The organism is Thioclava litoralis, from assembly GCF_045278885.1.
In the GTDB taxonomy this organism is placed as follows: domain Bacteria; phylum Pseudomonadota; class Alphaproteobacteria; order Rhodobacterales; family Rhodobacteraceae; genus Thioclava; species Thioclava litoralis.
The window spans coordinates 120,517-133,993 of sequence record NZ_CP135443.1 but is presented as its reverse complement, the minus strand read 5'-3'; the positions used below and the strand labels follow the sequence as shown (position 1 = coordinate 133,993).

The 13,477-nt window shown below is 61.6% G+C and carries 10 protein-coding genes; 7 read left to right on the top strand and 3 right to left on the bottom strand.

Translation table 11 applies throughout. From position 1 onward, the window contains the following. Positions 1-71: 71 nt before the first annotated feature. Positions 72-548 (bottom strand): peroxiredoxin, encoded by a 477-nt coding sequence (locus RPE78_RS00630; protein WP_339107596.1) that lies wholly within the window; start codon positions 546-548, stop codon positions 72-74. A gap of 246 nt (positions 549-794) precedes the next feature. Between RPE78_RS00630 and RPE78_RS00625 the strand changes: the two genes are divergently transcribed. The 5 genes from RPE78_RS00625 to lpdA all read left to right on the top strand — a co-directional run bounded on the left by RPE78_RS00625 (position 795) and on the right by lpdA (position 8,981). Then, positions 795-4,190, top strand: a complete 3,396-nt coding sequence (locus tag RPE78_RS00625) for a hypothetical protein (RefSeq protein WP_406720951.1) — start codon at positions 795-797, stop codon at positions 4,188-4,190. A 7-nt stretch (positions 4,191-4,197) separates the two neighbouring features. Continuing rightward, positions 4,198-5,247 (top strand): tRNA preQ1(34) S-adenosylmethionine ribosyltransferase-isomerase QueA, encoded by a 1,050-nt coding sequence (gene queA, locus RPE78_RS00620; RefSeq protein WP_406721667.1) that lies wholly within the window; start codon positions 4,198-4,200, stop codon positions 5,245-5,247. A 148-nt stretch (positions 5,248-5,395) separates the two neighbouring features. Further along, entirely contained in the window at positions 5,396-6,793 is a 1,398-nt protein-coding gene (locus tag RPE78_RS00615; protein ID WP_339107594.1) for an MFS transporter, read from the top strand. A 124-nt stretch (positions 6,794-6,917) separates the two neighbouring features. Then, entirely contained in the window at positions 6,918-7,526 is a 609-nt protein-coding gene (locus RPE78_RS00610) for a DUF924 family protein (RefSeq protein ID WP_339107593.1), read from the top strand. 60 nt (positions 7,527-7,586) lie between these two features. Further along, the gene (lpdA, locus tag RPE78_RS00605; RefSeq protein ID WP_339107591.1) at positions 7,587-8,981 is read left to right on the top strand and encodes a dihydrolipoyl dehydrogenase; all 1,395 of its coding nucleotides are present in this window, start codon (positions 7,587-7,589) and stop codon (positions 8,979-8,981) included. Positions 8,982-9,075: 94 nt separating this feature from the next. On the opposite strand, the gene RPE78_RS00600 is transcribed toward lpdA, so the two are convergent. Then, positions 9,076-9,441 carry a rhodanese-like domain-containing protein gene (locus RPE78_RS00600; protein WP_406720950.1) on the bottom strand — a complete coding sequence of 122 codons (366 nt, stop codon included), beginning with the start codon at positions 9,439-9,441 and terminating at the stop codon, positions 9,076-9,078. 286 nt (positions 9,442-9,727) lie between these two features. Here RPE78_RS00600 and uvrA point away from each other — a divergent pair, with 286 nt between their 5' ends. Both uvrA and RPE78_RS00590 read left to right on the top strand, forming a co-directional pair. Continuing rightward, complete coding sequence (uvrA, locus tag RPE78_RS00595; protein WP_406720949.1) at positions 9,728-12,583, top strand: excinuclease ABC subunit UvrA; 2,856 nt, start codon at positions 9,728-9,730, stop codon at positions 12,581-12,583. Next, complete coding sequence (locus tag RPE78_RS00590) at positions 12,580-12,984, top strand: DUF4260 domain-containing protein (RefSeq protein WP_406720948.1); 405 nt, start codon at positions 12,580-12,582, stop codon at positions 12,982-12,984. Before uvrA ends, RPE78_RS00590 begins: the two co-directional genes overlap by 4 nt. A gap of 28 nt (positions 12,985-13,012) precedes the next feature. Here the strand turns inward: RPE78_RS00590 and RPE78_RS00585 are convergent, their stop codons facing one another. Then, positions 13,013-13,474 (bottom strand): hypothetical protein, encoded by a 462-nt coding sequence (locus RPE78_RS00585; RefSeq protein ID WP_406720947.1) that lies wholly within the window; start codon positions 13,472-13,474, stop codon positions 13,013-13,015. Between the last annotated feature and the right edge of the window lie 3 nt (positions 13,475-13,477).

Below are 13,477 nucleotides of genomic sequence, written 5' to 3'. Positions count from 1 at the left end.
CAGGACATCGGCCACACTTCGCATCACATCAGCGAAATCCTGCCGAGGTTTTGCGTTAATTCGTTAACGTTTTAGCCCAACTCTTCGGCTTTTTGCAGGACTTCTGCGGCATGGCCGGTGACTTTCACCTTTGGCCACTGCGCGGCAATCCGGCCTTCGCGGTCAATCAGGAACGTGCTGCGTGTGATGCCCATATAGGTCTTGCCATACATCGATTTCTCGGCCCAGACGCCGTAGGTTTCACAAAGATCGCCCTCGGCATCGGACAGGAGGATGACGTTAAGGTCATGCTTGGCGCAGAAATTCTCGTGCTTTTTTAGGCTGTCCTTGGAGATCCCCAGCACCACCGTATCGGCTGCGGCAAAGGCGTCCGACAGGCGCGTGAATTCCAGCGCCTCGGTGGTGCAACCGGGCGTGTTGTCCTTGGGGTAGAAATACAGGACAACCTTCTTCCCCTTCAGCGCCGAGAGTGTCAGCAGGGCCTCGTCGCCGCCGTTTTGCGTGCGCGGCAGGGTGAAATCGGGCGCTAAATCGCCGATGGTTGCCATTTTTCTTTCCTTTTGCTTGTCTCTAAGCCTATTCACAGCCTAGATGAATTCTGCACGAACTCTATCTGTCCCGAAAATGCTGACAAGACATAGGCGGGATTTTTTGTGCCCTTTCCGGTTTTCAGAGCGGGCGGGCATGTTTTTGGGTGTGCCTGCGGGCCTTTCGGGGCGCGCAAGAGAACTTGGGGCCGGCTCGGCAGAGCCATTGCGTGAGAATTGGGCTATGGGCGCAAACGGGACGGCAGCGTGACAGACGACACGACCGATTTTTCCAAGCCGGAAGACGAGACAGAGCCGAAGCGTGCCCCAACGCAGCCTGTCGGCCGCCCTCCCATGCAGGGGCCGCCCGCAAGATCGCGCTCTATTTATAAGATTTTGCTTGTTTTTCTGGCGGTGCTGACCGTGCCCGTCGTCAGTCTTGTGGCGGTGCTGGCTTGGGCCGCCGTGACCCATCATCCGATGCGGGTGCCGATGGCGATTACCACCAAGGTGGAGGCGCGTGTCAATCAGGCGCTTGGCGGCACGTTACAGGCGCGGTTCTCGGGCGGGGCGGATCTGGTGATTGCCAGCGGCCTGCGCCCGCAGGTGCGGCTGAATTCGGTGCAGCTTCTGGCGCCGTCCGGACGCCCGATTGCGGTTCTGCCGCAGGTGCAGGCCGCCGTTCTGCCGATGCCGCTTCTGCAACGCCGGATTGCCCTGTCGAGCATCGAATTGAAGGGGGCCGCCGTTGCGATGCGCCGCCTTTCCGACGGGTCGCTGGATATCAATTTCGGCGGTCAGGGGGAGATGCAGCATCTGGCCATCGACAGTCTTTCGGATGTGACCGATGCCGTCGAAGCGGCTTTTGCCACCCCTGTGTTGCAAGATCTCAGCGAGATCCGCGCCGACACGATCGATATCCGCCTTGATGACGAACGGCTCGGGCGGGTCTGGCGGGTGTCGAAAGGGCAGTTCCGCCTGACGCAGGAGGCCGACCGTATCTCGGCCAGCCTGTCGCTGAATGTGGGCGAGCAGAACGATATGCCCGCCCAGCTTGCCTTGGGCGTGACCACTTACAAGAATTCGCCGCGGGCGCAGTTCGGGGCGGCGGTCACGGGGGTGCCTGCCCGTGATCTGGCCGTGCAATCGCCCGCGCTTGCAGGGCTTTCGGTGCTGGACGCGCCGATCTCGGGGTCGTTGCAGACCGCGATTGATGATCAGGGCGTCGTGTCGGGGATGGTGGCCAAGCTGAATATCGGGGCAGGGGCGTTGAGCCCTGTCGAAGGGTCGCGCCCGATTCCGTTTGAAAGCGCGGCGCTGGAATTGAGTTACAACCAGAAACAACAGCGGATCGAGATGAGCCGCCTCGAGGTGCATAGCACCGCCGCCGCCTTCAAGGCGACCGGCTCGGTGATGCTGCGTGATTTTGCCAATGGCCTGCCGCGCCAGCTTGTCACCCAAGTGGCGCTGAACGATCTGCAGCTTGATCCGGAAGGGGTGCTGGAACAGCCTGCCCATTTCTCCGACGGGATGGTCGATCTGCGCATCGGGCTTGATCCGTTCCGTGTGGATATCGGTCAGGCGCAACTGATGGAGGACCAGACACGGCTTTCGGCCAAAGGCTCTCTGGCGGCCAGTTCCAAAGGCTGGCAGGTGTCGCTTGATAGCGGGATCAGCCGGATTTCCTCGAAAGGGTTGCTGGCGCTCTGGCCGCCGAAGCTTGTCGAGCATACGCGCAAATGGGCTGACGAGAATATTGCCGATGGCACGCTTTACAATGTGCGGGCGGCCATCCGCATTGCCCCCAATCATGACCCGCGCATAGATCTGGGGTATGAATTCAGCGGTGCCGATGTGCGCGCGGTCAAGACGCTGCCCAATATCGAGGACGGGCGCGGTTTTGCCACGCTGGATGGCACAACCTATGCGATGATGGTGGAAGAAGGGCAGGTCACGGCCCCCGATGGCGGGGCAATCGAGGTGGCCGATTCCACGCTGAAAGTTCCCAATATCAAGCTTAAGCCCGCGCCGATGCAGGTCGATCTGGTGACCCGTTCGCAGATTCCGGCGGCACTTTCCCTGCTGGACGAGCCGCCCTTCAGCTTTATGAGCAAGGCCGGCAAGGGAACGGATATCGCCAAGGGCTGGGCCGTCGCGCGGACGCATCTTGAATTTCCGTTACAGCCGCATCTGAAACCGACGGATTTCAAATATGATGTCTCGGCCACGCTGACCGATGTCTATAGCGACCAGATCGTTCCGGGGAAGGTGCTGCGTTCGCGGCAGATGCGACTGCTGGCCGATCCGGAAAAAGGGCTGCGCATCGGCGGGCGGGGCCTGTTTCAGGACCAGAAATTCGATGCGTGGTGGATCAAGAAATTCACCCCCGAAGAGGCCCAGCATTCCCAGGTGCAGGGCTATCTGAATATCACCCCCGAAGGGCTGACCAAGCTGGGCGTGGCGCTGCCCGACAATATTCTGTCCGGCGAGGGCTGGGCCGCGCTGGATCTGGATATGGTGACGGGAGAGCCGGTCAGATATGTGATCCGCAGCGATATGAAGGGGATCGGCCTGTCGATCCCGCAGATCAGCTGGCGCAAGGGGCAGGCCTCTTCGGGCAAGCTGTCGATTGCGGGCGAGTTGAGCCAGCCCGTGAAGGTCGACCGGATCTCGCTGGATGTGCCGGGGTTGAAGGCGGAAGGCTCGGTCGCGTTGCGGGCCGATGGCGAGGGGCTGGAGCGCGCAAGCTTCGACCGTCTGTCGATTGGCGGCTGGTTCAACGGCGCCGCCGATCTGATTGGCAAAGGGCGCAACCGCCCGCCGGGCGTGGCCATTCGTGGCGGGCGCCTGACGCTGTCGGACCTTCCGTCGGGAACCAAGGGCGCGGGCAGCGGTAGCACGGGGGGCGGCGCGTCGGCCTCGACCCCGTTATCGGTGCGGCTGGACCGGCTGCTGGTGACGGACGGGATCGAGCTGACCGACCTTGTGGGCCAGTTCAACACCCGTGCGGGCTTCAACGGCACCTTTGACGCCCGCCTCAATGGCGGGGCGGTGGTCAGCGGTGCGGTGGGGCCTTCGGCCTCCGGGCGGCCTGCGGTGCGGGTGGAAACCCGCGATGCGGGCGGTGTGCTGGCCTCGGCCAAGCTGTTTGACAATGCGCGCGGCGGGCAGATGGTTCTGAACCTGTCGCCTACGGGGGATCGCAGCTATGTGGGGCAGCTTCGGGCCAGCAATCTGAAAATCACCAATGCGCCTATTCTGGCCTCGATGCTGTCGGCGGCCTCTATCGTGGGGCTGCTGGAGCAACTGACCGGCGACGGCATTGTGTTCAATAACGCCTCGGCCGATTTCAAACTGACGCCGCAGGGCGTATCCGTGACCGAAGGCCGTGCCACAGGCGCGTCGATGGGGATCACGCTGAATGGCAATTATCACATCGGATCGGGGGCATTTGATATGGAGGGGGTGATCTCTCCGCTTTACATCGTCAACGGGATAGGCCAGATCCTGAGCCGACGCGGCGAGGGCCTGTTTGGCTTCACCTATACCCTGCGGGGGTCGAAGACCGCGCCCAAAGTGTCGATCAACCCGCTTTCCATCTTCACGCCGGGGATGTTCCGCAACCTGTTCCGGACCGATCCGCCCGCGCTGAGCACAGAATAAGACGATGATGCAACTTTCGGATTTCGACTTTGACCTGCCCGAAGGGCTGATTGCCACAAGGCCCGCCCGCCCGCGCGATGCGGCGAAACTTCTGCTGGCGCAAGGCGGGGGCATTACGGATCTGCATGTGCGCGATCTGGTGGATGTGTTCCGCAAGGGCGACCGGTTGGTGCTGAACAACACCAAGGTGATCCCCGCGCGGCTGTCGGGCACGCGCACCCGCCAAGCGGCGCAGGGCGAGGTGACGGCCAATGTCGAGGTGACGCTTCTGGAGCCGCGCGCCGATGGCTGCTGGACGGCGCTGGCCAAGCCCCTGCGCAAGGTCAAAGAGAGCGAGGTGATCCGCTTTTCCGCCGATCTGTCGGCAGAGGTGGCAGAGATTGCCGAGGGCCAGCTGGCGATCCGCTTCAACCTGACGGGCGAGGATTTCGACGCGGCGCTGGCAGAGGCGGGGGCAATGCCGCTGCCGCCCTATATCGCGGCTTTGCGCAAACCCGATGCGCAGGATAAATCCGACTATCAGACCGTGTTCGCCCGCCATTCCGGCGCGGTGGCGGCCCCCACCGCCAGCCTGCATTTCACCCGCGAGCTTCTGGAGGCGATCCATGCCAAAGGGGTGGAGTTCACCGAAGTCACCCTGCATGTCGGGGCGGGGACGTTCCTGCCGGTGAAGGTCGATGATGTCACCACCCATAAGATGCACAGCGAATGGGGCGAGATCACGCCCGAAGCCGCGGCCGAGATTGCCGCCACCAAAGCCGCAGGCGGGCGCGTCATTCCGGTGGGCACCACGGCGCTGCGGCTGATTGAATCGGCGGCGCGCGGGACAGGGGCGATTGCGCCGTTCCGTGGCACCACCGATATCTTCATCTATCCGGGCTTCGAATTTGCCGTCACCGATGCGCTGATGACCAATTTCCACCTGCCGAAATCGACGCTGATGATGCTGGTTTCGGCGCTGATGGGCCCCGAGCGTATCCGCGAGATCTATGCCCATGCGGTGGCGCAGGAGTACCGGTTCTTCTCGTATGGCGACAGTTCTCTATTGATCCCGTAAGCTTGCTGATAATCCCTGCTTGAAAAGCTTAAAACGAAACTGGACACTGGCCCCTACGGGGACTAGCTCAGCGCGGGGCGCTGAGGGAGATTCTCGCCGCGGATGTCGGTTTTGGCACATTCAGATAGTATTCGATTAGGGGGCTTTGATGTTCGCCGCGATAAAGGATAGCTGGGCGCTGCTTTTGGGCGTGATGTTGCTGATGGTCGGCAACGGGATGCAGGGGACGCTTTTGGGGATCCGGGGCCAGCTCGAGGGCATCGGCACCTACGAGATGTCCTTTGTCATGACAGGCTATTTCGCAGGCTTCCTGATCGGGTCGCGCTCGATCCCCGGGCTGATCGGTCGCGTGGGCCATGTGCGGGTCTTTGCCGCACTCGGGTCGCTGATTTCGGCCGTGCTGATCGCCTATGCCGCCGCTCCCAACTGGATCGCATGGTCCCTCATGCGGGTGCTGATCGGGTTTTGCTTCTGTGGCGTGTATATCTCGGCGGAGAGCTGGCTGAATTCCAGCGTCGAGAAGGAAAACCGTGGCCAGCTTCTGGCGGCCTATATGGTCGTGCAATCGATCGGTATCGTCAGCGCGCAGCTGATGCTGAATGTCGGCGATCCGGCAGGCTATTTCCTCTTTGTCATCCCCTCGATCCTCGTGTCGCTGGCCTTCACCCCGATTTTGCTCTCTGCCGTGCATGCGCCGGATTTCTCCTCTGGCAAACGCATGAGCTTCCGTAGGCTGTGGACGGTTTCGCCCTTCGGCTGCGTGGGAATTTTCCTGATGGGGGGCGTGTTTTCCGCGCTCTTCGGGATGGTGTCTGTCTGGGGGACGCAGGCGGGGCTGAACGTCAAGCAGATCTCGCTTTTCGTCTCGGCGATCTATGTCGGCGGGCTGATCGCGCAATTCCCGCTGGGCTACCTGTCCGACCGTGTGGACCGGAGGATGATGGTTACCGTGTTGACGGTGATCGCGACCCTTTCCATGCTCTATCTCTTTTTTGCCACGCCGCCTTTCTGGGTGCTGCTGCCGATGGCGGCGGTTCTGGGCGGGATTTCCAACCCCGTCTATTCGATCCTTGTGGCCTATACCAATGACTTCCTCGACCGCTCTGAGATGCCTGCCGCATCGGCGGGGCTGATGTTTCTTTACGGGATCGGCTCGGTTGCAGGGCCGGTGGTCACGGGTTGGATGATGGAAACGCTTGGGCCGCAGGCCTTCTTCCTGTTCATCGGTGTGCTCTATGCCCTGCTGGCGGGCTACGGGATCTACCGGATGACACAACGTCCGGCACCGGCATCCGAAGATACGGGCACCTTCGCGGTGCTGTCTCCGGCCGTGACCGCCTATGCGGTGAACTACGCGCTTGATGCCGTGACCGAGGACCCCGACGCGGAAGCGCGCGCCGAGCAGGAAGCCCATGACAACCTGCGCGCCGCAGAGGCCGCTTCGGGGGTCGCGTTGCCGCTGCCCGTCGACCCCGAGGACGAGACCGCTCCGATGCCCGAAGATTCGGCGGACCCGGCCTATGGCACCAAGCCGGAAGAGCCGTGATCGGCGTAAAACCTCTGAAATTGCCGCCCCGAAGGTCGAATCTTCGTGATTTTGTCTTTGGGGCTTGCGTCGTGAAGCAAACGTGACAGGCTCGGGCCAAAGGCACTGTCTGGGGGCGCGGGTCATGGAACAGGTTGCGAATGTTATCGGCTTCTGGTGCGAGATTATGGGGCCGGATCGCTGGTTTGGCGCGGATGTCGCGCTGGATGAGGAAATGCAGCGCCGCTTCGCGCAGCTCTGGCGCAAGGCGCGGGTGGGGACGTTGGACGAATGGCGGGATACACCGCAAAGCGCGCTGGCGCTGATTGTGCTGCTGGACCAGATGCCACGCCATATGTTCCGCGGCACGGTGGATGCCTGGGTGGCGGATGCACAGGCGCTGGAAGTGGCGCGCCATGCGGTGGTTCAGGGATATGATCTCGAGATGACTGGTGCCTTGCGCCAGTTTTTTTATTTTCCCTTCATCCATGCCGAAGATCCCGATGCGCAAAGCTACGGGGTGGCCTTGTTCGAGACGCGGATGCCGGAAGGTGCGGTGCTGGATGCGCGTTTGCGTCAGGCGGTCATTGCGCAATTCGGGCGCTTCCCGTGGCGCAACGAGATCGTCGGTCGCCGTTCCACAGAAGCCGAGGCGCGTTTTTTGTGGAATGGCGGGCTGGATCTGCTGCGCCGGTCCGAGGAAATCACCGACCGGCCCTTGCAAGAAGCGATTTTGCTTGGCGAGCGCCTCTGAGATTGATCCCTCGGCAGAACTAGTTTAATACCAAACTAGTTTTCAGATGGAGGAATCCGCATGGCCGCCAAAAGCTTCGACATGATCGTGATCGGTGCAGGCCCGGGGGGGTATGTTGCTGCGATCCGCGGGGCACAGCTCGGGCTGAAAGTCGCCGTCGTCGAGCGTGAGCATCTCGGGGGCATCTGCCTCAACTGGGGCTGTATCCCGACCAAGGCGCTTCTGCGCTCTGCCGAAGTGTTCCACCTGATGGAGCGCGCGGCTGATTTCGGGCTGAGCGCCGAGAAGATCGGTTATGACCTTGATAAGGTCGTGGCGCGCTCGCGTGGTGTGGCCAAGCAGCTTTCGGGCGGCATCGGGCACCTGCTCAAGAAGAACAAGGTTACCGTCTTCATGGGCGAGGCGACCGTGGCCAAAAAAGGCACCGTTTCGGTGAAAACCGACAAGGGTGTCGAGGAACTGACCTCGAAGAATATCGTGCTGGCCACTGGCGCACGGGCGCGTAACCTGCCGGGGCTTGAGGCCGATGGCAAACGCGTCTGGTCCTATAAGCACGCGCTGAACCCGCCGCATCAGCCGAAGAAACTGCTGGTGATCGGCTCGGGTGCGATCGGGATCGAATTTGCGTCCTTCTTCAATACGCTGGGCGCCGAGACCACTGTGGTCGAGGTGATGGAGCGCGTACTGCCGGTCGAAGACGAGGAAATCTCGAAATTCGCCAAGAAGCAGTTTGAAAAGCTGGGCATGAAGATCCGCGAGAAGACCAATGTCAAATCGCTGGACCGCAAGGCCGATAAGGTCATCGCAACGCTGGAAAAAGACGGCAAGACCGAGACGCTTGAGGTCGATACCGTGATCTCCGCTGTGGGCATTGTGGGCAATGTCGAAAACCTCGGGCTGGAAGCTTTGGGCGTGAAGATCGACCGCACCCATGTGGTGGTGGATGAATTCTGCCGCACGGGTGTGGACGGCCTCTATGCGATTGGCGATATCGCGGGCGCACCGTGGCTGGCGCATAAGGCCAGCCATGAAGGCGTCATGGTGGCGGAGCTGATCGCGGGCAAACATGCGCATCCGATCAAGGAAGGCACCATTGCGGGCTGCACCTATTGCACGCCGCAGGTGGCAAGCGTGGGCATGACCGAGGCCAAGGCGAAGGCTGCGGGCCATGAGGTCAAGGTCGGCCGCTTCCCCTTCATCGGCAACGGCAAGGCGATTGCGCTTGGTGAGCCGGAGGGCATGGTCAAGACCGTGTTCGACGCGAAGACGGGCGAGCTTCTGGGCGCGCATATGGTGGGCGCGGAAGTGACCGAGATGATCCAGGGCTTCGTGATCGGGCGCACGCTCGAGACCACCGAAGAAGACCTGATGCATACCGTCTTCCCGCATCCGACCATCTCGGAATCGATGCATGAGGCGGTGCTTGATGCCTATGGCATCGCGATCCACTTCTAAGTTCCCCAGCCTTGATCCGACACGCCCGCCTTTTCAGGCGGGCGTTGCATTTCAGGGCGCGGTCGGCGGGCGATATGCGGGCCTGCTGCGGGTGTCAGACCTCGATCTCGCCGCCTGCGGCCTGCCAGTAGCGGAGGCTGACCATGTTGAAGACCTCCTGATAGCCCATCTGCTGCAACATCTTGGCGGCGTTTTCCGAGCGCGAGCCGGACACGCAATACAGCGCCACAGGCGGGCAGGTGGCAAGTTGCGGCAGACACTCGGCGCTATCGGGATGGGCCTTTTTCAGCAGCGATCCGACAGGGATATGCAGGGCTCCCTTGGCGCGACCGGTCTGACGCACCTCGCCATCCTCGCGCACATCAATCAGAACCAGCGTTCCGGCGCGGACCCGCTCTCTTGCGTCGCGGGCCTCGATTTTGGGGATAGCGCTGCCGCGGCGACGCAGAAAACCGAACATGTCATGCTCCTTGGGTGAGGCCCGCACGCGTTCCGGTGGGGCACAGTGATGCCAGTGATGCCGCCAAGCCGCTGGGCCTTGCAAGGGGCAGGATCAGGCATAGGCGGAAAATTGATCGCCTCGCGCAGCGCCTTTCCTGTAGGGCCGCCCAATTCGCAGGCGATGTGTCCTATCTTCCCGAAATTGCACAGGAGGGCAGGTGATTGTTCGTATTTTGTTCACGAATTGCCATTGGCAGTTTCCGAAGTTGCGCCTATCTATGGGACCAAGGCTAGCGGAGGTCCAAATGCCCGAGTTGAAAACCATCGAAATCCGTGGCGCACGGGAACATAACCTGAAGAATGTCGATCTGGATATTCCGCGGGACCAGTTCGTGGTGATCACCGGTCTTTCGGGCTCGGGGAAGTCCTCTCTGGCGTTCGACACGATCTATGCCGAAGGGCAGCGGCGCTATGTCGAAAGCCTCTCGGCCTATGCGCGGCAATTCCTTGATATGATGGGAAAACCCGATGTGGATCATATCTCGGGCCTAAGTCCCGCGATTTCGATTGAACAAAAGACCACCTCGAAGAACCCGCGTTCGACCGTGGGCACGGTGACCGAGATCTACGATTACCTGCGGCTGCTTTTTGCCCGCGCTGGCACTCCCTATAGCCCCGCCACCGGTAAACCTATTGAGGCGCAGCAGGTGCAGGATATGGTGGACCGCACGATGGCGATGGAAGAGGGCACGCGCGGCTATCTTCTGGCGCCCATCGTGCGCGACCGGAAGGGCGAATATAAGAAAGAATTCCTTGAACTGCGCAAGCAGGGCTTCCAGCGTGTGAAAGTCAATGGCGAGTTCTACGAGCTGGAAGAGCCGCCCGTGCTGGACAAGAAATTCCGCCATAATATCGATGTGGTGGTTGACCGGATCGTGGTGCGTGAGGGCATGGAGACCCGTCTGGCCGATAGTTTCCGCACCGCGCTTGATCTGGCCGATGGTATCGCCATTCTGGAAACCGCGCCGCGTGAAGGCGAGGGCGAGCGCATCACATTCTCCGAGAAATTCGCCTGTCCGGTGTCGGGTTTCACCATCCCCGAGATCGAGCCGCGTCTGTTTTCCTTTAACGCGCCTTTCGGGGCCTGTCCGGTCTGTGACGGGCTTGGGGTCGAGATGTTCTTCGATGACCGTCTGGTGGTGCCGGATCAGTCGCTGTCGATTGCAGGCGGCGCGCTTGCGCCTTGGGCCAAGACCAAAAGCCCCTATGTGACCCAGACCATCAACGCGCTGTCGAAACATTATGGCTTCGACAAGAAGACCCCGTGGAAGGACCTGCCCGAGAAGATCCAAGAGCTGTTCCTGCGTGGTTCGGGCAAGGAAGAGATCCCCTTCCGTTTCGATGAGGGCGGGCGCGTCTATCAGGTCGAGCGTACCTTCGAGGGCATCATCCCCAATCTTGAACGCCGCTGGCGCGAGACCGAAAGCGCATGGTCGCGCGAGGAAATGGAGCGCTATCAGAATACCCGTCCCTGCGGGGCCTGTCATGGCTACCGTCTGAAGCCCGAGGCATTGGCCGTGAAGATCGCGGGGCTGCATGTGGGGCAGGTGGTCGAGATGTCGATCAAGGATGCCTTTGCATGGGTCGATACCGTGCCCGGCCAGTTGAGCCATCAGAAGAATGAAATCGCCAAGGCCATCCTGAAGGAGATCCGCGAGCGTCTGGGCTTTCTGGTCAATGTGGGCTTGGATTACCTGACGCTGAGCCGTGCGGCAGGCACGCTGTCGGGCGGGGAAAGCCAGCGCATCCGTCTGGCCAGCCAGATCGGCTCGGGGTTGACGGGAGTGCTTTATGTGCTGGACGAACCCTCTATCGGGCTTCATCAGCGCGATAATGACCGCCTGCTGACCACGCTCAAGAACCTGCGCGATCAGGGGAATTCTGTGCTGGTGGTGGAACATGACGAGGATGCCATCCGCCACGCCGATTACGTCTTCGATATCGGCCCCGGAGCCGGTGTGCATGGTGGCCGCGTGGTGGCGCATGGCACGCCCGAGGAACTGGCGGCTGATCCGGCCTCGATCACGGGGCAATATCTGTCGGGCAAGCGCGAGATTTCGGTGCCCGAGACCCGCCGCAAGGGCAATGGCAAGAAGGTCACTGTGGTCAAGGCCAGTGGCAATAACCTCAAGAATGTCACCGCCGAGTTTCCGCTGGGCAAGTTTGTCTGTGTGACGGGCGTGTCGGGCGGCGGGAAATCGACCCTGACGCTTGAGACACTGTTCAAGACCGCCTCCATGCGGCTCAATGGCGCGAAACAGACGCCCGCGCCCTGCGAGACGATCAAGGGGCTTGAGCATCTGGATAAGGTCATCGATATCGACCAGCGTCCCATCGGGCGCACGCCGCGCTCAAACCCCGCCACCTATACCGGCGCGTTCACCCCGATCCGCGACTGGTTTGCGGGGCTCCCCGAGGCGCAGGCGCGCGGCTATAAACCGGGGCGGTTCTCCTTCAACGTGAAGGGCGGGCGCTGCGAGGCCTGTCAGGGCGATGGTGTCATCAAGATCGAGATGCACTTCCTGCCCGATGTCTATGTCGAATGCGAGACCTGCCACGGCAAGCGTTACAACCGCGAGACGCTGGAGGTTCTCTACAAGGGCAAGTCGATTGCCGATGTGCTGGATATGACGGTGGAGGACGCGCAGGAGTTCTTCAAGGCGGTGCCCTCGATCCGCGAGAAGATGGATGCGCTGATGGAGGTCGGCCTTGGCTATATCAAGGTGGGCCAGCAGGCGACAACGCTTTCGGGCGGCGAGGCGCAGCGGGTGAAACTGTCGAAGGAACTCTCGCGGCGGTCCACGGGCCGCACGCTCTATATCCTCGACGAGCCGACCACCGGTCTGCATTTCGAGGATGTGCGCAAGCTATTGGAAGTGCTGCACGAATTGGTGAACCAAGGCAATACGGTGGTGGTGATCGAGCATAACCTTGATGTCATCAAGACCGCCGACTGGTTGATCGATATCGGCCCCGAGGGTGGCGATGGCGGTGGCGAGATCGTGGCCGTGGGCACGCCCGAAGACGTGGCCGCCGAGCCGCGCAGCCATACGGGGCGCTATCTCGCGCCGATGCTGGGGCTGAAAGTGGCTGCCGAATGAGTGCGGATCAGGCACAGGACCGCATGTGGCGTCGCCTTGAGGGGCTGACGGTTGCGATCGCGGGGATCTATCTGGCCTATGTGCTGGACCCCGGCTGGCCGTGGTGGGTATGGGTCGTGCTGTTTCTTGCGCCCGATCTGTCCTTTGCGGGCTATCTGTTCGGACCGGCCACGGGGGCGATCACCTATAATCTGTGCCATATCTACGGCTTCGGGCTTGGGATTGCCGCTCTTGGCGCAATGGGTTGGGGCAGTGATAGCGCGACGCCTTGGATGGTGGCGGCGGGGTTTGTGGTTATGGCGCATGCCGGTATCGACCGCGCCTTGGGGTTTGGTCTGAAGCGGCGGGCAGGGTTCCATGATACCGATCTCGGACCGATAGGGCGGAAGACGCAGGGATAGTCGGCGGGCGGTTCGGGCCGCCGCGCCCCTAACGGAAGCTGCCTTCCACCACTGAAAGCACTTTCTTTGTGCGGGCATCGACGCGGTAGATATGCCGGCCCACCTTATAATAGCGCCAATCGCCATCCACATTGGGAAGGTCATACCGGCGCAGATCCATCAGCATGGAATGTTGATAGATCGGAAAATCGTCCCCGACCGCAAATTCCGGAGCCTTTTGTGCCTGTAACACCCAGCGCCCGCGCACGCCCTGCGTGCCAGGCACGCGGCAGAATGTCGAGCCGGTGGAGAGCGTTTTGCAATCGCGTTCGCTTTCGGGTTGCTGCGCCACAAGGGCGGCACCCTCGCGATTGCTGGGCGCGTTGATGGCATTGCCGCCGCGCAGGACCGTTTGTGCGGGCGCGGGGGCCGAGAGGCCGAGCGATATCAACAAAACACCCCCGGCGGTGACGCCGAGGGTGCGGATCAGAGAAGGTGTAAAACCGGACATTCG